Consider the following 21,694-nt stretch of genomic DNA (forward strand, 5'->3'; position numbering starts at 1 on the left):
CCGATGACGGAGCAACTTGATTTTTCCGCGCTCTGGCCGCACTGGCCGGAGCTGCTGGCGGGGCTGTGGGTCACTATTCAGCTGACGGTGATGGCGACCGTGGGCGGCCTGGCAACAGGCATTTTCGGGGCAGCGATCCGCAGCGCGCGCCCAACGTGGTACAGCCGGATCTGGGGCGCGTACGTGGAGATTATCCGCAACACGCCGTTTGTGGTGCAGCTGTTTTTCATCGTCTTCGGCCTGCCGAACCTGGGGCTGAAGATGACGGCGGGGGAAGCGGCGCTGCTGGCGATGGTCGTCAACCTCGGCGCGTACAGCACCGAGATTATCCGCGCGGGCATTCAGGTCACGCCGAAAGGGCAGTGGGAAGCCGGACGCGTGCTGGGGCTGACCCGCCTGCAGACCTTTATCCGCGTGGTGCTGCCGCCCGCGCTGCAGCGCATTTACCCGGCGCTGGTGAGCCAGTGCATCATCGTGATGCTCGGCTCGTCGGTGGTGTCGCAGGTCTCGTATGAAGAGCTGACCTTTGCCGCCAACCTGATCCAGTCCAGAACGTTTTTAAGCTTTGAGGTCTATCTGGTGACCACCGGCATTTACCTGGCGCTGTCGATTACCCTGCGCCAGCTGATGATGGCGGCAGGACGCAAATGGCTGGGGGTACAGGCATGATGACCACTTTTACCGACTGGGACATTATTCGCAACCTGCTGCTGGCCGGGCGCTGGACGGTGCTGCTGTCGCTGGTGGCATTTGTCGGCGGCGCGCTGGTGACGCTGCCGCTCCTGCTGCTGCGCCTGACGGGCGGACGCACGGTGAAGCACATCATCCGGGGCTACATTGAGCTGTTTCAGGGCACGCCGCTGCTGATGCAGCTGTTTCTGGCCTTCTTTGGCGTGGCGCTGTTCGGCATCGACGTTTCGCCGTGGACCGCCGCCTCGCTGGCGTTAACCTTCTACACCAGCGCGTTTCTGCTCGACATCTGGTTTGGCAGTATTCGCGCCTTGCCAAAAGGGCAGTGGGAAGCGTCGCGCTGTCTGGGGCTGACCTTTGGCCAGACCCTGTTTCGCGTGGTCGCCCCGCAGGCGCTGCGCATCGGCATCGCCCCGACGGTCGGTTTTGCCGTGCAGGTGATCAAAGGCACCGCGCTGGCGTCGATCATCGGCTTTATCGAGCTGACCAAGGCCGGGACCATGCTGACCAACGTGACGTATCAGCCGTTTAAGGTCTTTGCGCTGGTGGCGCTCGGCTACTTTATTCTGTGTTATCCGCTGTCGCGCTACAGCCGCTATCTGGAGACGAAATTCAATGCCTCTCATCACCATTAATCAGGTGCAGAAGTACTACGGCGAAAACCACGTGCTCAAGGGCGTCGATCTGGATATCGACATGGGCCAGGTGATCTCCATTATCGGGCGCAGCGGATCGGGCAAAAGCACGCTGCTGCGCTGCATCAACGGGCTGGAAGGGTATCAGGACGGCAGCATCAAGCTCGGCGGCATGACCATTACCAACCGGGATTCTCAGGCGCGTGAAATCAGCCGCTCGGTCGGGATGGTGTTCCAGAGCTTCAACCTGTTCCCGCACATGACGGCGCTGGAAAACGTGATGCTGGCCCCGCGTCGGGTGCTGAAGAAAAGCGCCGCCGAATGCCGCGAGCTGGCGCAGCGCATGCTGGAAAAAGTCGGCCTCGGTGACCGTCTGGATTACTACCCGTCGAGCCTCTCCGGCGGCCAGCAGCAGCGCGTGGCGATTGCCCGGGCGCTGGCCATGTCGCCGAAAGTTTTACTCTGTGACGAGATCACCTCCGCGCTTGACCCGGAGCTGGTGGGCGAAGTGCTCAAGGTGCTGGAGCAGCTGGCCGCCGAGGGGATGACGCTGATACTTGTTACCCATGAAATGAATTTTGCCCGCGAAGTGGGCGACCGCGTGGTGTTTATGCACCAGGGGAAAGTCTGGGAGCAGGGCGACAGCAAAACGCTGTTCGCCAACCCGCAGACCACGGAACTGAAGCAGTTCATCTCCTCCGTGCGCGGCCTCAACTGATAAGGACTTAACAATGGATATCGCACAATTTCCGCAAATCAATCCGCCCCAGCGCCTGCTGATGGGGCCGGGCCCGATCAACGCCGACCCGCGCGTGCTGCGCGCCATGTCGAGTCAGCTGATCGGTCAGTACGATCCGGCCATGACCCACTACATGAATGAGGTGATGGCGCTCTACCGCGGGGTGTTCCGCACCGAGAACCGCTGGACGATGCTGGTGGACGGCACCTCCCGCGCGGGAATTGAAGCCGTCCTGGTCTCCGCCATTCGCCCGGGAGATAAGGTGCTGGTGCCGGTCTTTGGCCGCTTCGGTCACCTGCTGTGCGAAATTGCCCGCCGCTGCCGCGCGGAGGTGCATACCATTGAGGTGCCGTGGGGCGAGGTGTTCACGCCGGACCAGGTTGAGGATGCGATTAAGCGTATTCGCCCGCGCCTGCTGCTGACCGTGCAGGGCGACACCTCCACCACCATGCTGCAGCCGCTCGCGGAGCTTGGGGCCATCTGCCGCCGCTACGACGTGCTGTTCTACACCGACGCCACCGCGTCGCTCGGCGGCAACGCGCTGGAGACCGACGCCTGGGGGCTGGACGCCGTCTCGGCCGGGATGCAGAAGTGCCTCGGCGGCCCGTCGGGCACGTCGCCGATCACCCTGAGCGCGCGCATGGAGGAGGCGATCCGCCGCCGCAAGTGCGTTGAGGAAGGCATTCGCACCGACGCCCACCGCGACGGCGACGAGGAGATGATCTACTCCAACTATTTCGATCTCGGCATGGTGATGGACTACTGGGGGCCGGAGCGCCTGAACCACCACACCGAAGCCACCACCGCCCTGTTCGGCGCCCGCGAATGCGCGCGGCTGATCCTGCAGGAAGGGCTGGATAACGGCATCGCCCGCCACAAGCTGCACGGTGATGCGCTGCTGAAGGGCATTCAGGCGATGGGGCTGGAGACCTTCGGCGATCTGAAGCACAAGATGAACAACGTGCTGGGCGTGGTCATACCGCAGGGCGTCAACGGCGACCAGGTGCGCAAGCTGATGCTGGAGGATTTCGGGATTGAAATCGGCACCTCGTTTGGCCCGCTGCACGGCAAGGTGTGGCGCATTGGCACCATGGGCTATAACGCGCGCAAGGACTGCGTGATGACCACCCTGAGCGCGCTGGAGTCGGTGCTGAACTACCTTAAGTTCACCACCACGCAGGGTGCCGCCATGCAGGCCGCGTGGGACCACTATCGCCGCGAGACGCCGCAATGAACCCGGCGGCAGAACGGGTGATGGCGCGTGCCGACGCGCTGGCCGCCATCAGCGAAACCCCGGATGCGCTGACGAGGGTATATCTCTCCACGCAGCATCTGCAGGCCAACCAGCTGGTCGGCGAGTGGATGCGCCAGGCGGGAATGACCGTCTGGCAGGACAGCGTGGGCAATATCTGTGGACGCTATGAGGGCGCGCAGGAAGGGGCGCAGGCGGTGCTGCTCGGCTCGCATCTCGATACCGTGCGCAATGCCGGGCACTACGACGGCATGCTCGGCGTGCTCACCGCCATTGAGGTGGTGGACAGCCTGCACCAGCAGGGGCGGCATTTGGCCCAGGCGATCGAGATTGTCGGGTTTGGCGACGAAGAGGGCACCCGTTTTGGGATCACCCTGCTAGGCAGCCGGGGCATTACGGGCACCTGGCCGCAGGGCTGGCTGGAGACGTGTGATGCCGGTGGCATCAGCGTGGCGCAGGCGATGGTGCAGGCCGGGCTCGACCCCGCTCGCGTGGCGCTGGCGGCACGCCATCAGAACGATTTCAGCGCCTGTCTGGAGCTGCATATCGAACAGGGACCGTGTCTGGAGCAGGAAGGGCTGGCGCTGGGGGTGGTGGAGGCCATTAACGGCGCGCGCCGCCTCAGCTGCCGCTTCACCGGGGAAGCCGGACACGCGGGTACCGTGCCGATGAATCACCGTAAGGATGCCCTGGCCGCCGCTGCCGAGTGGATGGTGCTGATCGAAAATACCACCCGACAGCGGGGCGGCAATCTGGTGGCGACGGTGGGTGAACTGCGCTGCCTGCCCGGTGCGGTCAACGTGATCCCCGGCGAGGTTGCGCTCTCGCTGGATATTCGCGGCCCGCAGGATGCCACGCTTGACGTGCTGCTCGCGGAACTGCTGGCGCAGGCGCAGACGATAGCCGCCCGCCGCGGGATGAGCTTCGGCGCCGAGGAGTATTACCGGATCGCCGCCACGCCGTGCGATGCGCGCCTGCAGCATCTGCTGGGGGACGCCGTTACGTCGGTGCAAGGGCGTTCGTTATCGCTGCCCAGCGGCGCCGGGCATGACACCATCGCGCTGGCAGAACGCTGGCCGGTCGGCATGCTGTTTGTGCGCTGCAAAGGGGGCATCAGCCACCATCCGGCGGAATCGGTGATGGCTGAGGATGTTGCCCTGGCGATTGAGGCGTTTGGGCGGGCGGTGAGAAAGCTGGCTGACGGTGGCGCGCGTTAAGCCACCGAACGCACCGCATCTTCGATATCCGCGCTCACCCGGACATCCTGCTCGTCAAAGACCATGCAGTGGCGATCGTCGAAGGCCACGTCTATCTTCTGCCAGGGCGCAAACTTCACGTCGCCCGGCAGCAAGATCTTCACGTTGTCATGGCCGTAGCATTGTCCAAACAGGTAAGTATTGTTCCCCAGCCGCTCCACCACTTCACAGCTAAATTCCAGCCGCGTGCCGCGGTGAAGGTCAGTGGTTAAATGCTCCGGACGGATGCCCAGCGTAACCTGGCTGCCCGGCTGCAGCGGCGTGGTGGTTATCGCGAGCGTGAGCGACTTCTGCTGCGACAATCTGACGGTGAGCTTGCCCGGCTGCCAGGCCTCAACGGTCGCCGGCAGAAAGTTCATCTTCGGAGAGCCGATAAACCCGGCGACAAACTTATTCGCCGGTTTGTAATAGAGCTCCATCGGCGCGCCCATCTGCTCCACTTTGCCGTAGTTCATCACCACAATTTTATCGGCCAGCGTCATGGCCTCAATCTGATCGTGGGTGACATACACCATGGTGGTTTTCAGCTCCTGATGCAGGCGGGCGAGGTGCAGGCGCATCTCCACGCGCAGTTCGGCATCCAGGTTGGAAAGCGGCTCATCGAACATAAAGACGCGCGGGTTCCGCACGATAGCGCGGCCAATCGCGACGCGCTGGCGCTGGCCGCCGGAGAGCTGTTTAGGCTTGCGGTCCAGCAGGTGGGAGAGCTGCAGCGTTTTGGCGACCATCTCGACCTGATGGCGGATCTGTTCTTTCGGCACTTTATTCACCTTCAGCCCGTAGCCCATGTTTTCGGCCACCGTCATATGCGGATAGAGCGCGTAGGACTGAAAGACCATCGCCACGCCGCGGTGGGAAGGCGCGACGTCATTCATCACCTCATTACCGATTAAGACTTCACCTTCGCTAATCTCCTCCAGACCGGCAATCATGCGCAGCATGGTCGATTTACCGCAGCCGGAAGGGCCAACAAAGACGGCGAATTCCCCGTCTTCAATTTCAAGATTCACGTTGTGCAAGGTGACGGTGTCGCCAAAGCGCTTGGTGACGTTCCTCAACTGTATGTTTGACATCAGTGTTCCCCGAGTAAACCGCTGTCTATGTTTTACGTATAACAAAATGATTCAACATAGCTGGACGGTGCAATTTGTCTGGATTGACTATAACTTCCAGCATTCATGCGCCCTATACAGATTTTCCATTAATGTTATGACGATCACACAACTTACAGTTTTTTGTAGAGTTATCATGATGTGAAGGGTAGCGTATACCAAACCAAAGATATTTGATGTCATACGTGCAGCATCTGATTTTACGGAGTTCTGAATGCGGCAGATAAGGCATTAAATGTCATAACAACCATAAAATTGTTATACCTTCACATGAGGTTGATAATGAAAAAGAACCTACTTGCCGCTCTGATCCTCTCTACGCTCGCGGTGCAGGTACATGCCACCGCGCAGCTTAACGTCTGGGAAGACATCAAGAAGTCGTCCGGTATTAAAGATGCGGTCGCGGACTTTGAAAAACAGTACGACGTTAAGGTCAACGTGCAGGAAACCCCTTACGCCCAGCAGCTGGAAAAACTGCGCCTGGACGGCCCGGCGGGCATTGGCCCGGACGTGCTGGTTATTCCTAACGATCAGCTGGGCGGCGCCGTCGTGCAAGGATTATTGACCCCCCTGAATCTGGAGGCTAAGCAGACCGAACAGTACACCCCGGCCTCGATTAACGCCTTCAAAATGGATAACGCCCTCTACGGCGTGCCGAAAGCGGTTGAGACGCTGGTGCTGATCTACAACAAAGACCTCATCGACAAGCCGCTCAACTCGCTGCAGGACTGGTATGACTTTTCGAAACAGCAGCGCGCAAAAAACCAGTACGGCCTGCTCGCCAAGTTCGACCAGATTTACTACAGCTGGGGGGCGATCTCCCCGATGGGCGGCTACATCTTCGGTCAAAACGACAAGGGCGGCTATAACGCCAGCGACGTCGGCCTGAACAAGCCGGGCGCGGTAGAAGCCGTGACGTACCTGAAAAAATTCTACGCCGACGGGATCTTCCCGGCCGGTATAGTCGGTGATAACGGCCTGAACGCTATCGACTCCCTGTTCACCGAGAAGAAAGCGACAGCCGTCATCAACGGCCCGTGGGCGTTCCAGCCGTATGAAGCGGCAGGCATCAACTACGGCGTGGCGCCGCTGCCCACGCTGCCGGACGGCAAGCCGATGAGCTCCTTCCTCGGCGTGAAAGGCTACGTTGTCTCCACGTGGAGCAAAGACAAAGCCCTGGCGCAGAAATTTATCGAATTCATCAATCAGCCGCAGTACGTGAAAACGCGCTACATCGCCACGCGCGAGATCCCGCCGCTGACCGCAATGATTGACGATCCGGTTATCAAAAACGATGAAAAAGCGAGTGCCGTCGCGGTGCAGGCGGCGCGCGCCACCGCCATGCCGGGCATTCCTGAAATGGGCGAAGTCTGGGGGCCGGCCAACGCCGCGCTGGAGCTGAGCCTGACCGGCAAACAGGATCCCAAAGCCGCGCTGGACAGCGCAGAGAAACAGGTCCAGATGCAAATCGAAGCCATGCAGGCCAGCAACCAGTAATTTTCTGACGTCGCAGAACGGGAGGCCGCTCTCCCGTTTTATTGAAAGGAGTTGTCTGTGAGTATCATCCCGGAAAATTTTGCCAGACCGCACGGGGCCGGGCGTCACGCCTGGACCGGCCTGCTGCTGGCGGTCATCCCCGGCTTCGGCCAGTTCTACCATCGTCAGTGGCTGAAAGGGATCGTCTTCCTTGTGCTGCTGGCCAGTTTTATCGGCGTATTTGCCGATTTTCTGCGCGAAGGGCTGTGGGGGCTGGTGACGCTGGGGGAGGAAGTGCCGCGGGATAACTCCATCTTCCTGCTGGCAGAAGGGATCATTAGCGTACTGATCGCCGCATTTGGCGTGATGGTGTATTACCTGTCGATGCGCGATGCCTGGGTCAACGGTCGAAAACGCGATGAAGGCTTACGGCTAAACAGCGTGCGCAAGCAGTATCAGATGCTGCTGAGCGACGGCTTTCCGTATCTGATGATCACCCCCGGCTTTATCCTGCTGGTGTTTGTGGTGGTTTTCCCGATCCTCTTCGGCTTTGCCATCGCCTTTACCAACTACAACCTCTACCACACGCCGCCGGCTAAGCTGGTGGACTGGGTTGGGTTTAAGAACTTCATCAATATTTTCACGCTCTCCATCTGGCGCTCAACCTTCTTTGACGTCCTGCAGTGGACGGTGGTCTGGACGCTGCTCGCCACCACGCTGCAGTGTACCGTGGGCGTGCTGCTGGCTATTCTGGTGAACCAGAAAGATCTGCGCTTTAAGCCGCTAATCCGCACCATCTTTATTCTGCCCTGGGCGGTGCCGGGCTTTGTCACCATTCTGGTGTTTGCCGGAATGTTTAACGACTCCTTTGGGGTGATCAACAACGCCATACTGGCCTTCTTCGGCATCGCGCCAAAAGCGTGGATGACCGATCCGTTCTGGACCAAAACGGCGCTGATTATGATGCAGACCTGGCTCGGCTTCCCGTTTGTTTTCGCCATGACCACCGGCGTGCTGCAGGCGATCCCTGACGATCTGTACGAAGCCGCCACCATGGACGGGGCCAGCAGCGCGACCAAGCTGCGCACCATCACGCTGCCGCTGGTGCTTTATTCTATTGCGCCGATTCTGATCACCCAATACACCTTCAACTTCAATAACTTCAACATCATCTACCTGTTTAATAACGGCGGTCCGGCGGTGGTGGGGTCGAATGCGGGTGGGACGGATATCCTGGTGTCGTGGATCTATAAACTGACGATGTCCTCTTCGCAATATGCGATTGCGGCGACCATCACTATCCTGCTGTCGATCTTTGTCGTCGGCCTGGCGCTGTGGCAGTTCCGCGCCACGAAATCGTTCAAAAATGACGACATGGCGTAAGGAACGTAACAATGGCTCAATCACAAAGTATTAAACGTGAGAAGTGGGTACGCCTCTCGCTCTCCTGGCTGGTTATCGTGCTGGTGTCGACGATTATCATCTACCCGCTGGTGTGGACGGTCGGCGCGTCGTTTAACGCAGGTAATAGCCTGCTCAGCTCCTCAATTATTCCCGAGAACTTCTCGGTGCAGCACTACGCCGACCTGTTCAACGGCCAGGTGAACTACATGACCTGGTACTGGAACTCGATGAAAATCAGCTTCCTGACCATGGTGCTGACCTTAATCAGCGTCAGCTTTACCGCCTATGCCTTTTCGCGCTTTCGCTTTAAGGGACGCCAGAACGGGCTGATGCTGTTCCTGCTCCTGCAGATGATCCCCCAGTTCTCGGCACTGATTGCCATCTTCGTGCTGTCGCAGCTTTTGGGCCTCATCAACAGCCATCTGGCGCTGGTGTTGATCTACGTGGGCGGCATGATCCCGATGAACACTTACTTGATGAAAGGCTACCTCGACGCCATTCCGAAAGATCTGGATGAATCCGCGCGCATGGACGGGGCCAGCAACTTCCGGATTTTCATCGAAATTATCATGCCGCTCTCGAAGCCGATTGTGGCGGTGGTGGCGCTGTTCTCCTTCACCGGGCCGCTGGGGGATTTCATCCTCTCCAGCACCATTCTGCGCACCCCGGACAAATACACCTTACCCATCGGGCTTTATAACCTGGTGGCGCAAAAAATGGGTGCCAGCTACACCACCTACGCGGCAGGCGCGGTGTTGATTGCGGTGCCGGTAGCGATCCTCTATCTGGCATTACAAAAATACTTCGTCTCCGGCCTGACCTCCGGGAGTACCAAAGGATAATCATGAAAAGACTCAAACCTGCTTTACTTGCCGTTTGCCTCTCATGTGGCCTGGCCGCGAGCGCGTTTGCTGCGGACGGGGTGCAAACGCGTCCTTTTAACGCCATGCCCGCGGACTTTATCAAGGGCGCGGATATTTCGACGCTGCTGGAAGCCGAACAACACGGCGTCAAATTTTATAACCAGAGCGGCCAGCAGCAGGACGCGATTGCGATCCTCAAAGCTAACGGCGTGAACACCGTGCGCCTGCGCCTGTGGGTAGACCCGCAGGATGCCGACGGCAACACCTACGGCGGCGGCAGTAATAATCTCGAAAACAGCCTCGCGCTGGCGAAGCGCGTAAAGGCGCAGGGCCTGAAGCTGCTGCTTGATTTCCACTACAGCGATTTCTGGACCGATCCGGGCAAACAGTTCAAGCCAAAAGCCTGGGAGAAGATGGACTACCCGCAGCTGAAAACGGCTATTCATGACTATACCCGCGACACGATCGCCCGCTTTAAGAAAGAGGGCATATTGCCGGACATGGTGCAGATAGGAAACGAAATTAACGGCGGCATGCTGTGGCCGGAAGGGAAAAGCTGGGGGCAGGGCGGCGGCGAATTTGACCGCCTGGCCGGGCTGCTCAACGCCGCGATTGGCGGGCTAAAAGAGAATCTGACCGATGGCGAGCAGGTGAAAATCATGCTCCATCTGGCCGAAGGCACCAAAAATGACACCTTCCGCTGGTGGTTTGATGAAATCACGAAGCGCGACGTGCCGTTCGATATCATCGGCCTGTCGATGTACACCTACTGGAACGGCCCCATTAGCGCGCTGAAGGCCAACATGGATGACATCAGCAGGCGCTATAACAAAGACGTGATTGTGGTGGAAGCGGCCTACGGCTACACACTGGAGAACTGCGATAACGCCGAGAACAGCTTCCAGCCGAAAGAAGAAAAAGACGGCGGCTATCCGGGCACCGTTCAGGGCCAGTACGATTATATTCACGATTTAATGCAGTCCGTTATTGATGTTCCGGACCATCGCGGCAAGGGCATCTTTTACTGGGAACCGACCTGGATTGCCGTTCCGGGCACCACGTGGGCCACCAAAACCGGCATGAAATATATCCATGACGAATGGAAAGAGGGGAATGCCCGCGAGAATCAGGCGTTATTTGATTGCCAGGGAAAAGTGCTGCCGTCAATAACAGTATTTAAATAATTTTATCTTCATTCAGGACGTTTTTAATATGAATAAATTTGCGCCTTTAAGCCCAAAGGTCGCGGCATTATTGCATGGCGCCGACTATAACCCGGAGCAGTGGGAGAATTATCCCGGTATTATTGAAAAAGATATTGCCATGATGCAGCAGGCGAAATGCAATGTCATGTCGGTGGGCATATTTAGCTGGGCAAAGCTGGAGCCGCGTGAAGGGGAATATGATTTTGCGTGGCTGGATAATATTATTGAAAAACTCTATGCGGCAGGTATTCATATTTTCCTGGCGACGCCAAGCGGCGCGCGTCCGGCGTGGATGTCGCAAAAATACCCTGAGGTGCTGCGCGTCGGGCGCAACCGCGTGCCCGCGCTGCACGGAGGACGGCATAACCACTGTATGTCATCGCCGGTGTACCGCGAGAAGACCTTCACCATTAACCGCCTGCTGGCGGAGCGTTATTCACACCATCCGGCGGTGCTGGGCTGGCATATCTCCAATGAGTACGGCGGCGAATGTCACTGTAGCCTGTGCCAGGAACGCTTCCGCGACTGGCTAAAGGCGCGTTACAAAACCCTCGACGCGCTGAACCACGCGTGGTGGAGCACCTTCTGGAGCCATACCTACACCGACTGGTCGCAGATTGAGTCCCCCGCGCCGCAGGGGGAAGTGTCGATTCACGGCCTGAATCTCGACTGGCGCCGCTTCAATACCGCGCAGGTCACCGATTTTTGCCAGCATGAGGTGGCGCCGCTGAAGGCCGCCAATGCACAACTGCCGGTGACCACCAACTTTATGGAGTATTTCTACGACTACGACTACTGGCAGCTTGCGAAGGCGATCGACTTTATCTCCTGGGACAGCTACCCGATGTGGCACAGGGAGAAAGACGAAACGGCGCTTGCCTGCTACACCGCCATGTATCACGACATGATGCGCAGCCTGAAGGGCGGTAAGCCCTTCGTGTTGATGGAGTCGACGCCGAGCACCACCAACTGGCAGCCAACCAGCAAGCTGAAAAAGCCGGGGATGCATATCCTCTCGTCGATGCAGGCGGTGGCGCACGGGGCGGATTCGGTGCAGTACTTCCAGTGGCGTAAAAGCCGCGGGTCGGTGGAGAAATTCCACGGTGCGGTGATCGACCACGTGGGGCATCTGGATACCCGCGTCGGGCGTGAAGTGACGCGTCTGGGCGAGATGCTGGCGCGTCTGCCTGAGGTGGTGGGGTGCCGCACCGACGCGCGCGTGGCCATTATCTTTGACCAGCAAAACCGCTGGGCACTGGACGATGCCGAAGGTCCGCGCAATATGGGAATGGAGTACGAAAAAACCGTCAACGAGCACTATCGTCCGTTCTGGGAAAAAGGCATCGCGGTGGACGTCATTGACGCTGACGGCGATTTGAGCCACTACGCGCTGGTGATTGCCCCGATGCTTTACATGGTACGCGAAGGGTTTGCCGAGCGGGCAGAAGCCTTTGTGGCCAATGGCGGGCATCTGGTGACGACCTACTGGACCGGCGTGGTGGATGAGACCGATCTCTGTCATCTGGGCGGTTTCCCCGGGCCGCTGCGCAAGCTTCTGGGCATCTGGGCGGAAGAGATCGACTGCCTGGGCGAGGGGGAGCGCAACCTGATTCAGGGGCTGGCGGGCAATGCGGCGGGCCTGCAGGGGCCGTATCAGGTGCGGCATTTATGCGAGCTGATCCACGTGGAGTCCGCACAGGTGCTGGCGACCTACCGCGATGATTTCTACGCCGGTCGCCCTGCGGTAACGGTCAACCGCGTTGGGAAAGGCAAGGCGTGGCACGTCGCTTCGCGCAACGATCTGCCGTTCCAGCGCGATTTCTTTGCCGGGATTATCAGCGAACTGGCGCTGCCGTGCGCCATCGAGGGTGAACTCCCGCCGGGCGTGGTTGCCACGGCGCGCACGGATGGCGAAACCACCTGGGTGTTTGTGCAGAACTACACGGCACAGCAGCAGTACATCACGCTGCCACAAGGGTATACCGACTGCATAACCGATGCCGCCGCAGCGGGCGATACCGTGCTGCTGCCGTGGGACTGTCGGGTGCTCAGGCGTAAAGCGTAGTTGATTTTCTCCCTCTCCCTGTGGGAGAGGGGTGGGGTGAGGGCATCAGACTGCACCGCCCGGGCAAAAAAGCACAAAACGCCTGCTCCCCGAGCAGGCATTTTTTTATCTGCATAACAGAGAGGCGTATTATGGACAGTCAAATTACCCAGCGTTTAATTCCGGCATTTGGCGGCGACGATAATATCGAGCACGTCGAAGCCTGTATTACTCGCCTGCGCGTGACGGTAAAAGATTTAAATAAGGTCGATTCACAGGCGTTACAGAATGAGGGGGCGCTGGGGGTGATTATTATCGGTCAGCAGGTGCACGCTATATTCGGCAGGCAGTCTGATACATTACGGAAATTATTAGACGAACATTTTAATCAGTAAATATAAAAAAGGGATAGCCAAAGTAATGGCTATCCCTGAGCAGAGATATACGCTGCAATTAGCTGGAGATACAATAATGATTAACGCATTTTAAAAATGAAGACTTACCACCAGGCTTCGACCTGCACACCAAAGTTCCAGGTATTGTTGGCCGTGCCGTCCTCGAAGGATTTCCCTTTTTCGGAATCATTCAGGTAAGAAGCAAACACGCGCAATTCCGGACGCGACATAAAGTCAGGGCCATCGGCCAGGCCCAGGGCAATGGTATATTTCTCGCCGCTCTGCTTGTAGTCAGACCCGTCGGTGTAGGTGTCTTTCTGGTAGAAACCACCCACTTCGCCAATCAGGCGGACATACTCGGTAAACTGGTACTGCGCGCGGCCGACAAGTGAAATCAGGCGCGATTTATCGGTATATTGCGTGGTATCGTCCGCTGAACCCCAGGTCAACACGTGGTTGAAAGAGAGCTTGTCGGTAATGGGAATTAAGCCGGTATTGATCACGCGGTAGCCGCTGGCATCGTTCACATAGTTCCACATGTCGTACCAGCCGCCACCCTGTGACACCATGTTCTGGGCCAGACCTTTATTGGCGTACTGCAGCACCAGCTTGTTATAGCCGCCAAACATATCCTGGCTGATCTCACCGGTGACCATCACGCCGTTATCGGCCTCGTACAGCCCGCCGTACTCTTTCTGTTTGTTGGTCGGGTTTGGCATGGCGTAGTCGATGCCGACTTCGGTCCAGGCGCCTGCCCACGGTTTCCAGCCCGCATAGCGGAGATCGATATAGTTGATGTTCACGTCGTTATCACCGTCAACGCGGTAGTCCACGTCGTTGGCATCGCCGCGGATCCACGCCACGGAGACCGCGCCGGGGCCGAGCGTATAGTTCTCAATACCTGCACCGGATCCCGAGATATTCCAGTATTTGGTGTCGATGATATGCAGGTCGTGTCGCTGGTAATAGCGCTTCCCACCCCAGATCACCGCGTTGGGATCGCCCGGAATGAGCCCCTTGATCTGCAGGTTAAGCTGACGCAGGCCAAACTGGGCATCGTCGCCAAAGGTGGTTTCATTATCGTTTGAACCGTCAGACACCATGCTCACCATGCTGTCGAGATAAAAGCTTACGTCGTTCTTTTTGTAGACCTCTGAGCCCAGCTCCAGCTCGCCGTAGGTATCGGCTTCGTTACCCAGACGGCCAATTTTGTTCTTCTGCCACTCCTCCATCCCACCATCCCGTGAGACGCCCACGCCGGAGCGAAGATAGCCATGAAAATCAATCGGTACCGAAGACGCGGCAAGCAGCGATGGAGATGCCAGCGCGGCAGCCAACGCAACGGATACAGAGCGGATCGTCGTGTTCATTGTAACCCTCTTATTGTTTTGTAATACGTTCACAAATCCGCTGTCATAAAATGCCTAAACCTGTTTTCTGGCAATTACACGATCCTAAATGTGTGATTAACTGCAAATAAAATAGACTATTTTGTTACGAGTGATGAGCTGAGCCACAAATTGTGGCATTGTGAGCGTCATACTTTTTTGATGTGTTGTGCCCGCGAGATGAGGGCGGTAAGCGTTTTTTATCAGCGCCCCTGTTACAATCAGCGCATAACAACATAAGGAACCGGACCATGAAGTCGAAAAGCGCAACGTTAGAGGACGTCGCACGCCACGCGGGCGTCTCCTATCAGACCGTGTCCAGGGTACTGAATAAATCTGCCAATGTATCCGAAGCCACGCGTCACAAGGTGGAGAAATCCATAGCGTTATTGCGGTATGTGCCGAATCGTCTGGCCCAGCAGCTGGTCGGCAAGCAGAGTCAGACCGTCGGGCTGGTGACCATTTCGCTGGCTCTGCACGCGCCTTCTCAGGTGGCCGCAGCGGTAAAACGCTATGCGAACGTGGAGGGATACCAGGTGCTGATCTCGATGATCGATGAGAACGTCAACCAAAGCATTCAAGATTCTATCAACGAGCTGAAGTCCCAGCTGGTGAGCAAGGTGATCATTAACGTGCCGCTGGAGGCCGAAGAGGCGCAGAAAATTGCTGCCGACAACGACGATATCGTCTGTCTTTTCCTGGACGTCGACCCGTACAGCTCCGTGTTTAACGTTTCGTTTAACCCGGCGGACGGGACCCGCGCCAGCGTTAAATACCTTTACGAGCTGGGCCATCGCGACATCGCCCTGCTGGCAGGGCCGGAGTCCTCTGTGTCGGCACAGCTGAGGCTAAAAAGCTGGATCGAAACCCTGAAGGGTTACGGGCTGGAGCCTGCCTCGGTGATCCGCGGCAACTGGGATGCGCAGAGCGGGTATGCCGGTGCGCTGCAGATGCTGCGCGAAACGCCGCAGTTTTCCGCCGTGCTGGTGGCAAACGACCAGATGGCGCTGGGCGTACTGAGCGCGTTCCACCAGCAGCAGATTTCCATTCCGGGCGAGAAGTCGGTGATTGGCTACGATGATACCTATGAAAGCTCGTTCTTCTACCCTGCGCTGACGACGGTCTCACTCGATCTAGATCTGCAGGGTAAAGAGGCGGTGCGCCGCATTCTGGACAGCGGCGAAGAGAGTGCCCTGCGCATGTCCTCGATTTTACCTGCCCGTCTGGTGGTGCGACAGTCTACCGGGCCGAAAGGGGAGAAGGGAAAAAACCTCCAGGCGCTGGCCCAGCAGCTGCGCGAGATTGCGCATCAACTGGGTGATGTGTAGCACAGTGAGCACCTCAATCGCAGGAAAGAGGTGCTCGCAGGATTACTCCAGCCCCAGCGTATATTGCGCGATTTTAAAGTAGATAATCAGCCCGGTACCGTCGATAAGCGTCGCGATGAACGGCGCGGAGACGACCGCCGGGTCAATGCCGCAGCGCTTAAGCACCATCGGGATCACGGACGACACAATCGCGCTCCAGAGCGTGATACACACCAGCGTCAGGCTGACGATAAGCGTGATCTCCAGGCCGATACCCATCATCCAGGCGCGAATACACCCGGCGATACCGAGCGTGACGGCAATCATCAGCGAGGTGGTCATCTCTTTACGCAGCACGCGTCCGACGTCGCGCAGGTGGACTTCCCCCAGCGCCATGGCGCGCACCAGCGTAGAGGTGATCTGCGTTCCGCTGTTGCCGCCCGTGCCGATCAGCAGCGGAATAAAGAACGCCAGCGCGATGGCGGACTCCAGCGCCTCCTCGAAATGCTGAATGACCGAGCTGGTATAGGCTTCGGCGACAAACAGCAGCAGCAGCCAGACGGAGCGTTTTTTCCACAGGCTAAAGGCGCTGGTTTCCAGATACGGCTTTTCCAGCGGCAGCGTTGCACCCTGAAGTTGAGCATCTTCGGTGACGTCATCTTCCAGAAGATGGGCGATCTCGCGCTCGGTCAGGCAGCCGACGAGCTTGCCGTGGGTGACCACCGGCACCACATCCGCGCCGCCGTGCGCCAGCAGTCCGGCGACATCGGCACGCTCATCCTCCGGTTTGACCTGCAAAAACTGCGAAATCATCAGCGATTTCACCGGCTGTACCGTATCGGCGGTTTGCAGCAGTTTGCGCACGGCAATCATGCCCGCCAGGCGGCCATTGTCTTCAATAAAAATATGCGACGGGATATCATCGTCTTTTAATTTTTCGAAGAATTGCTCGCGCGCCAGCGCCACGCATAATGAAATATCGAGGACGATAAAATCGGTATTCATATATTGCGCGATAGCGCTGTCATTGAATGCCAGGTTTTGGTTATGAATAGCGTAAGACATAGTGAATTCCCTTTGAATAATAAAATCTCTCAGGGGCGAGCAAGACAGGGCATGTCGAAGAGGAGATCCCCACGTCCTGGGTTCAGCACTGTACACCGTATCCCGCGAGGGAAGTTATACTGACAAAGCCTTGATTCGACAGTGCCTGTTTTACCCTGTGCCGGTTCTCTCGAACCCACCAGAGCGATAACGTGTATTTGTACAGGAGCCTCGCCATAACGAGATCGTTGTAAAACGAGAGGGATAATACGCTTAATTAATTTTGCCGCTCGGAAATTTAAATAATGTTTAAGAACGGTTTAGAAGAATCTTATTAATAAGATGTTGAGGGTTTATTTAAGTTAATTCATTTTAAATGAAGAGTGATATTTACATCGGGGGAGGGTAAATGACGTGGCTTGATACTTTGCTGAATCACTTTGCGCTCTATCCGGCACATCTTTTCGCGCTGTTATTTATGATGGCGTTGAGTAAATCGACGGTGCTGATCTCCTCCGTGCTGCCTCCCGCCTCGGTGATGCTGCTGACGGGCATCACCGTCAGCCAGGCGAGCATGCATCCGGCGCTGGCGTGGCTGGCCGTGGTGATGGGGGCAACGGTGGGATCGGGGCTAAACTACCACATCGGTCAGCGGATGGGGCACACGCGATGGGTGACCCGCTTCACCGCAAAGCACGCCGGTAAATTTTTGCGGGTGCAGCATCAGCTGCAAAAAAACGGTGTGCTGGTGCTGTTCACCGCGCGCTTCCTGGCGGTGCTGCGCTATATCGTGCCGCTGGCGGCAGGCATGCTCAGGCTCAGTGTGGCGAAGGTTTACGGGGTTAGCCTGCTCTCTGCCGCCGTCTGGGCGGCGCTGTATGTCGGCATTGTCACCGGCATCAGCGCCTTTTGAGTTACAGACTTCCCATCCCGCCGTCCACCAGCAGCTCCGTGCCCACCGTGAAGCTGGACTCGTCGGAGGCCAGATAGAGCGCGGCTTTTGCCAGCTCCGTCGTCGAGCCCATTCTGCCGAGCGGCACCAGCTTAATGACCTCTGACATCATTGCGTTAAGCGCCTCCTCGCTTAAGCCCGTTTTGGTAAAGGCCGGGGTTTCCACCGGGCCGGGGCTCAGGCCGTTGACGCGGATCCCGCGCGGCAGCAGCTCCGCCGACAGCGTACGCGCCAGCGACAGCAGGGCGGCCTTGCTCGCGGCATATACGCTGCTGGTGGGCAGGCCGATGCGCGCGCTGACGGAGCCGCAGAGGATCACCGAGGACGGATTATTCAGCAGCGGCAGCAGCGCCTGAATTAAAAAGAACGGTCCCTTCAGGTTGATGCCCATCAGACGATCCCAGACATCCTCCTGCCACGCTTCCAGCGGGGCGTGCGTCACGTCGCCGGCGTTGAGAAACACCGCGTCCAGGCGCGGCCAGCGGGCGGCGAGGGTCTCCGCCAGCGCTTTTTGCGACGCAATATCTCCCGCATCGGCCGGGATCACCCAGGCCTTATCGCCCAGAATGCGCTCTGCTTCGGCGAGGGTGTCCGGGTTGCGCCCGGTGACGGCAACGCGTGCGCCTTCGGCGATGAACGCCTGCGCGGTGGCAAGACCGATGCCGCTGGTGCCGCCGGTAATCAGCGTATATTTATCTGTTAAACGACCCATGTTTTTCTCCTGAAATGTCTCTGGAGAAAGCACTATAGAAACGTTAGTATCGAAAGGAAACCAGGTACCAAATGGATACTAACGAGGCAAGAGGTGTGCTATGGCAGAAATGCTGGACGTGGCCTGCGAAAAAAAATCTGAGGCGTATACCTGCCCGATGACGCAGTTTGTGAACCTGATTTCCGGTAAATGGGCGATCCCTATTCTCTATCGCCTGATTGTGTTCAATACGCCCGTTCGCTTTGGCGATCTGCTGCGGGCGGCAGCGCCGATTACGCAAAAAGAGCTGACGAAGCAGCTTCGGCTGTTTGAACAGCGCGGGCTGGTGACGCGGACGGTCTATCCGGAGATCCCGCCGCGCGTGGAGTATCAGATAACCGACCTGGGGCTAACCCTTCAGGATGCGCTTTCTCCGCTGGCCGCCTGGATGAGTGAGTACGGCGACCAGCTGGAGCGTTAGGCTACCGTTTCACGTAGCGCGGTGCCGGAATGCCGGTGCGCGCGCTGTTAAAGAGCTCAAGGCGCGCCGCTTCGTAGCGATCCCACAGGCCGGCGTCATGCATCGGCGGGATGGTGATCGGTTCGCCCTGATCCAGACCCGCCAGCGACGCATCCACCATATCGTCGGTGGTCATCACCGATCCTTCCGGCAGATCGTTCACCGTGACGCCTGAATGGCTCCAGATCTCCGTCGCGGTGGCGGCAGGCAGCACGGCCTGAATGCGCACATTGCTCTCGGCAAACTCTTCCTGCAGCCCGCGGGTAAAGCTAAGCACCCACGCCTTGGTGGCGCTGTAGAGCGCGCTGCCCGCACGCACGTGCAGGGCCAGCACGGACGCAATATTGATCAGCGTGCCGCGGTTATTCTGCGCCAGGCGCGGCAGGATAGCGTAGGTTAAGCGCATCAGCGCCGTGGTGTTCAGCGTGTTAATCGCCTGGTGCTGGGCCACATCACCCGCGAGGAACGGCGCCATCTGCGCGGTGCCCGCGTTGTTAACCAGCGTATCGATGGCGGTATTGCTGCGGAGCTCTTCTTCTACGGCGCGGATCCCGGCTTCATCCGTCAGATCGGCCACCAGAACATCGACCACCACGCCATAGCGTTCGCGCAGTTCGGCGGCCAGCGCCTGCAGCCGTTCCTCACGACGGGCGACCAGCACCAGGTTGACCCCGCGTGCGGCAAGACGATCGGCATAAACGGCACCAATTCCGGAAGAGGCACCCGTAATCAGGGCGGTGGTGATTTGCGTAGTCATCGTGTGTTACCTCAAAGCTGAGTGGGTTATTTGGTTTCAATATGAAACTTAATAAACTCTCTGCTATTTGGTTTTATAATGCAACCATTTTGGTGGCCATTTTGTGCTTTTGCCGTCGGGCGCGATCAGGAGGGGAGTTTTGCCACGATCTGCTCAGGCGTCAGCTCGCGCCCGTCGTCGGCGATAAGTGCCAGCTTGCGCAGGGGTTTGCGCTGTTCGGCGTCGACCAGCACGGTGCCGCATTCGTGTTCAGCGAACAAAAATTCATTGCCCCACTGCGACAGGGCAACCAGCACCGTCTGCAGGGCGCGTCCCTTATCGGTCAGGACGTACTCCTGCCAGGCGCTGCCGTCAGAGGCGGGGCGCAGCGTGAGGATGCCCTCATCAACCAGAAGCTTGAGCCGCGCGGTCAGCATGTTTTTTGCGATACCGAGGCTTTTCTGGAACTCGCCGAAGCGTTTAATCCCGCGCAGCGCGTCGCGCACGATCAGCAGCGACCACCAGTCGCCGATGATATCCAGCGAACGGGCGACGGGGCAGGTGCTCTCTTCAAGGCGGGTACGTTTCACGGTCAATTCTCCGGTAGGGTATGGTTTTATTATAAAACTAATTGGCACACACCGTAAGCACGTTAATCATCAGTTTGAGAAATGCTTCCCGAAAAAACTGTCACGAATGTGTCACACTCGTCGCAACAATAAAACGCGTGAGGAATAAGGGATGAGAAAAGCACTACTCGCAGTTGCAGTCGCAGGTACCCTTTCAGTGACCTTTGGCGCACAGGCGCAGGAGACGCCAGATGGATATCAGCTGGAGCAAGTTTTAATCATGAGCCGTCACAACCTGCGCGCGCCGCTCGCCAATAACGGCAGCGTGCTGGAGCAGTCCACGCCGAAGCAATGGCCGGAGTGGGAAGTGCCGGGCGGTCAGCTCACCACCAAAGGCGGCGTGCTGGAAGTCTATATGGGCCATTACATGCGAGAGTGGCTGGCGCAGCAGGGAATGGTAACCACCGGAGAATGTCCTCCAGCGGATAGCGTTTATGCCTACGCCAACAGCCTGCAGCGCACCGTCGCCACCGCGCAGTTCTTCATTACCGGCGCGTTCCCGGGCTGCGACGTTCCCGTGCACCATCAGGAAAAAATGGGCACCATGGACCCGACGTTTAACCCGGTGATTACCGATAACTCCCCTGAATTCCGCGACAAAGCGCTGAAGGCGATGGAGGCCGAGCGGCAGAAAATGCAGCTTGCAGACAGCTATAAGCTGCTGGAGCAGATGACAAACTACGCGGAGTCGCCGTCGTGTAAAGAGAAAAAGGTCTGCTCGCTGGCGGACGCGAAGGATACCTTCAGCGCCGACTATGAAAAAGAGCCCGGCGTATCCGGACCGCTGAAGGTGGGTAACTCGCTGGTGGATGCGTTCACGCTGCAGTATTACGAAGGCTTCCCGGCCGACCAGGTGGCCTGGGGCGAAATCAAGACCGACCAGCAGTGGCGCGTGCTGTCGAAGCTGAAGAACGGCTATCAGGACTCGCTGTTTACCTCTACCGAAGTGGCGCAAAACGTGGCGAAACCGCTGGTGAAGTACATTGATAAAACCCTGGTCACCGAGCAGGTGAAAGCGCCTAAGATCACACTGCTGGTGGGGCATGATTCGAACATTGCTTCCCTGCTCACCGCTCTGGATTTCAAACCGTATCAGCTGCATGACCAGCAGGAACGTACCCCGATTGGCGGCAAGATTGTCTTCCAGCGCTGGCATGACAAAAATGCCAACCGCGAGCTGATGAAAATTGAGTATGTCTACCAGAGCTCGGAGCAGCTGCGTAACGCCAGCGTGCTGTCGCTGCAGTCGCCTGCGCAGCGCGTGACGCTGGAGCTGAAAGACTGTCCGGTAGATGCGAACGGCTTCTGTCCCGTCGATAAATTCAATGCGGTCATGAACAACGCGGCGAAATAAGA

21 protein-coding genes and 1 riboswitch are annotated in these 21,694 nt (G+C 58.0%); of the genes, 15 read left to right on the forward strand and 6 right to left on the reverse strand.

Going from position 1 to position 21,694, the window contains the following annotated elements:
• Positions 1–3: 3 nt before the first annotated feature.
• From M2433_RS08535 to hpxK, 5 genes are read left to right on the forward strand one after another with little or no spacing between them, the layout of a single operon-like run.
• Complete coding sequence (locus tag M2433_RS08535) at positions 4–669, forward strand: amino acid ABC transporter permease (RefSeq protein WP_047346834.1); 666 nt, start codon at positions 4–6, stop codon at positions 667–669.
• Positions 669–1,325, forward strand: a complete 657-nt coding sequence (locus M2433_RS08540) for an amino acid ABC transporter permease (RefSeq protein ID WP_429053801.1) — start codon at positions 669–671, stop codon at positions 1,323–1,325. Before M2433_RS08535 ends, M2433_RS08540 begins: the two co-directional genes overlap by 1 nt.
• A complete protein-coding gene (locus tag M2433_RS08545) occupies positions 1,306–2,043 on the forward strand; it encodes an amino acid ABC transporter ATP-binding protein (protein WP_237846938.1) in 738 nt (245 codons plus the stop codon). Before M2433_RS08540 ends, M2433_RS08545 begins: the two co-directional genes overlap by 20 nt.
• Before the next feature lie 13 nt (positions 2,044–2,056).
• A complete protein-coding gene (locus M2433_RS08550) occupies positions 2,057–3,298 on the forward strand; it encodes a pyridoxal-phosphate-dependent aminotransferase family protein (protein ID WP_218308002.1) in 1,242 nt (413 codons plus the stop codon).
• Positions 3,295–4,533, forward strand: a complete 1,239-nt coding sequence (hpxK, locus tag M2433_RS08555) for an allantoate amidohydrolase (protein ID WP_429053799.1) — start codon at positions 3,295–3,297, stop codon at positions 4,531–4,533. The genes M2433_RS08550 and hpxK overlap by 4 nt, the downstream gene beginning before the upstream one ends.
• Here hpxK and M2433_RS08560 read toward each other — a convergent pair.
• Complete coding sequence (locus tag M2433_RS08560) at positions 4,530–5,645, reverse strand: ABC transporter ATP-binding protein (RefSeq protein WP_429053139.1); 1,116 nt, start codon at positions 5,643–5,645, stop codon at positions 4,530–4,532. The genes hpxK and M2433_RS08560 overlap by 4 nt on opposite strands.
• Positions 5,646–5,966: 321 nt before the next feature.
• Between M2433_RS08560 and M2433_RS08565 the strand changes: the two genes are divergently transcribed.
• From M2433_RS08565 to M2433_RS08590, 6 genes are all read left to right on the forward strand, one after another.
• A complete protein-coding gene (locus M2433_RS08565; protein ID WP_429053138.1) occupies positions 5,967–7,181 on the forward strand; it encodes an extracellular solute-binding protein in 1,215 nt (404 codons plus the stop codon).
• 57 nt (positions 7,182–7,238) lie between these two features.
• Complete coding sequence (locus M2433_RS08570) at positions 7,239–8,543, forward strand: carbohydrate ABC transporter permease (protein WP_429053137.1); 1,305 nt, start codon at positions 7,239–7,241, stop codon at positions 8,541–8,543.
• A gap of 11 nt (positions 8,544–8,554) precedes the next feature.
• Positions 8,555–9,406, forward strand: coding sequence for a sugar ABC transporter permease (locus M2433_RS08575; protein WP_042715482.1), 852 nt, complete (start codon positions 8,555–8,557; stop codon positions 9,404–9,406).
• A 2-nt stretch (positions 9,407–9,408) separates the two neighbouring features.
• Positions 9,409–10,611: a glycoside hydrolase family 53 protein gene (locus tag M2433_RS08580; RefSeq protein WP_429053136.1), complete on the forward strand. Its 1,203-nt coding sequence runs from the start codon at positions 9,409–9,411 to the stop codon at positions 10,609–10,611.
• Between the two features lie 28 nt (positions 10,612–10,639).
• Positions 10,640–12,697 (forward strand): beta-galactosidase, encoded by a 2,058-nt coding sequence (locus tag M2433_RS08585; RefSeq protein WP_429053135.1) that lies wholly within the window; start codon positions 10,640–10,642, stop codon positions 12,695–12,697.
• Between the two features lie 131 nt (positions 12,698–12,828).
• Complete coding sequence (locus M2433_RS08590) at positions 12,829–13,071, forward strand: glucose PTS transporter subunit EIIB (RefSeq protein ID WP_072250618.1); 243 nt, start codon at positions 12,829–12,831, stop codon at positions 13,069–13,071.
• 104 nt (positions 13,072–13,175) lie between these two features.
• On the opposite strand, the gene M2433_RS08595 is transcribed toward M2433_RS08590, so the two are convergent.
• A complete protein-coding gene (locus M2433_RS08595) occupies positions 13,176–14,441 on the reverse strand; it encodes a maltoporin (RefSeq protein ID WP_429053133.1) in 1,266 nt (421 codons plus the stop codon).
• Between the two features lie 269 nt (positions 14,442–14,710).
• On the opposite strand from M2433_RS08595, the gene M2433_RS08600 reads away from it, so the two are divergent.
• Positions 14,711–15,787: a LacI family DNA-binding transcriptional regulator gene (locus tag M2433_RS08600; RefSeq protein ID WP_429053132.1), complete on the forward strand. Its 1,077-nt coding sequence runs from the start codon at positions 14,711–14,713 to the stop codon at positions 15,785–15,787.
• 42 nt (positions 15,788–15,829) lie between these two features.
• Here M2433_RS08600 and M2433_RS08605 read toward each other — a convergent pair whose 3' ends face one another.
• Positions 15,830–16,831 (reverse strand): magnesium transporter, encoded by a 1,002-nt coding sequence (locus tag M2433_RS08605; protein WP_429053131.1) that lies wholly within the window; start codon positions 16,829–16,831, stop codon positions 15,830–15,832.
• A 60-nt stretch (positions 16,832–16,891) separates the two neighbouring features.
• Positions 16,892–17,061: riboswitch (M-box (ykoK) riboswitch) on the reverse strand.
• Between the two features lie 158 nt (positions 17,062–17,219).
• Here M2433_RS08605 and M2433_RS08610 point away from each other — a divergent pair.
• Positions 17,220–17,723 carry a DedA family protein gene (locus M2433_RS08610; protein ID WP_429053130.1) on the forward strand — a complete coding sequence of 168 codons (504 nt, stop codon included), beginning with the start codon at positions 17,220–17,222 and terminating at the stop codon, positions 17,721–17,723.
• Between the two features lies 1 nt (position 17,724).
• On the opposite strand, the gene M2433_RS08615 is transcribed toward M2433_RS08610, so the two are convergent.
• Positions 17,725–18,474, reverse strand: a complete 750-nt coding sequence (locus M2433_RS08615) for an SDR family oxidoreductase (RefSeq protein ID WP_429053129.1) — start codon at positions 18,472–18,474, stop codon at positions 17,725–17,727.
• A gap of 100 nt (positions 18,475–18,574) precedes the next feature.
• On the opposite strand from M2433_RS08615, the gene M2433_RS08620 reads away from it, so the two are divergent.
• Entirely contained in the window at positions 18,575–18,934 is a 360-nt protein-coding gene (locus M2433_RS08620; protein ID WP_429053127.1) for a winged helix-turn-helix transcriptional regulator, read from the forward strand.
• Position 18,935: 1 nt separating this feature from the next.
• Here the strand turns inward: M2433_RS08620 and M2433_RS08625 are convergent, their stop codons facing one another.
• Both M2433_RS08625 and M2433_RS08630 read right to left on the reverse strand, forming a co-directional pair.
• On the reverse strand, positions 18,936–19,730 hold the full coding sequence (locus M2433_RS08625) for an SDR family NAD(P)-dependent oxidoreductase (RefSeq protein WP_429053126.1): 795 nt from the start codon (positions 19,728–19,730) through the stop codon (positions 18,936–18,938).
• A gap of 125 nt (positions 19,731–19,855) precedes the next feature.
• Positions 19,856–20,299, reverse strand: coding sequence for a winged helix-turn-helix transcriptional regulator (locus M2433_RS08630; protein WP_429053125.1), 444 nt, complete (start codon positions 20,297–20,299; stop codon positions 19,856–19,858).
• Positions 20,300–20,450: 151 nt separating this feature from the next.
• Between M2433_RS08630 and agp the strand changes: the two genes are divergently transcribed.
• Positions 20,451–21,692 (forward strand): bifunctional glucose-1-phosphatase/inositol phosphatase, encoded by a 1,242-nt coding sequence (gene agp, locus M2433_RS08635; protein WP_429053124.1) that lies wholly within the window; start codon positions 20,451–20,453, stop codon positions 21,690–21,692.
• The last annotated feature ends 2 nt before the right edge of the window (positions 21,693–21,694 follow it).

It is taken from the genome of Enterobacter sp. AC1, from assembly GCF_050434705.1.
Taxonomy (GTDB): Bacteria; Pseudomonadota; Gammaproteobacteria; order Enterobacterales; family Enterobacteriaceae; genus Enterobacter; species Enterobacter cloacae_L.

Bases quoted from the DNA above. Each gene is read 5' to 3' on its own strand.
- M2433_RS08560 (WP_429053139.1), bottom strand. From the start codon at position 5,645: ATGTCAAACATACAGTTGAGGAACGTCACCAAGCGCTTTGGCGACACC.
- M2433_RS08625 (WP_429053126.1), bottom strand. From the start codon at position 19,730: ATGACTACGCAAATCACCACCGCCCTGATTACGGGTGCCTCTTCCGGA.
- M2433_RS08550 (WP_218308002.1), top strand. From the start codon at position 2,057: ATGGATATCGCACAATTTCCGCAAATCAATCCGCCCCAGCGCCTGCTG.
- M2433_RS08595 (WP_429053133.1), bottom strand. From the start codon at position 14,441: ATGAACACGACGATCCGCTCTGTATCCGTTGCGTTGGCTGCCGCGCTG.
- M2433_RS08580 (WP_429053136.1), top strand. From the start codon at position 9,409: ATGAAAAGACTCAAACCTGCTTTACTTGCCGTTTGCCTCTCATGTGGC.
- M2433_RS08615 (WP_429053129.1), bottom strand. From the start codon at position 18,474: ATGGGTCGTTTAACAGATAAATATACGCTGATTACCGGCGGCACCAGC.
- M2433_RS08540 (WP_429053801.1), top strand. From the start codon at position 669: ATGACCACTTTTACCGACTGGGACATTATTCGCAACCTGCTGCTGGCC.
- M2433_RS08610 (WP_429053130.1), top strand. From the start codon at position 17,220: ATGACGTGGCTTGATACTTTGCTGAATCACTTTGCGCTCTATCCGGCA.
- M2433_RS08590 (WP_072250618.1), top strand. From the start codon at position 12,829: ATGGACAGTCAAATTACCCAGCGTTTAATTCCGGCATTTGGCGGCGAC.
- M2433_RS08600 (WP_429053132.1), top strand. From the start codon at position 14,711: ATGAAGTCGAAAAGCGCAACGTTAGAGGACGTCGCACGCCACGCGGGC.
- M2433_RS08605 (WP_429053131.1), bottom strand. From the start codon at position 16,831: ATGTCTTACGCTATTCATAACCAAAACCTGGCATTCAATGACAGCGCT.
- M2433_RS08585 (WP_429053135.1), top strand. From the start codon at position 10,640: ATGAATAAATTTGCGCCTTTAAGCCCAAAGGTCGCGGCATTATTGCAT.
- M2433_RS08545 (WP_237846938.1), top strand. From the start codon at position 1,306: ATGCCTCTCATCACCATTAATCAGGTGCAGAAGTACTACGGCGAAAAC.
- agp (WP_429053124.1), top strand. From the start codon at position 20,451: ATGAGAAAAGCACTACTCGCAGTTGCAGTCGCAGGTACCCTTTCAGTG.
- M2433_RS08620 (WP_429053127.1), top strand. From the start codon at position 18,575: ATGGCAGAAATGCTGGACGTGGCCTGCGAAAAAAAATCTGAGGCGTAT.
- M2433_RS08565 (WP_429053138.1), top strand. From the start codon at position 5,967: ATGAAAAAGAACCTACTTGCCGCTCTGATCCTCTCTACGCTCGCGGTG.
- M2433_RS08575 (WP_042715482.1), top strand. From the start codon at position 8,555: ATGGCTCAATCACAAAGTATTAAACGTGAGAAGTGGGTACGCCTCTCG.
- hpxK (WP_429053799.1), top strand. From the start codon at position 3,295: ATGAACCCGGCGGCAGAACGGGTGATGGCGCGTGCCGACGCGCTGGCC.
- M2433_RS08535 (WP_047346834.1), top strand. From the start codon at position 4: ATGACGGAGCAACTTGATTTTTCCGCGCTCTGGCCGCACTGGCCGGAG.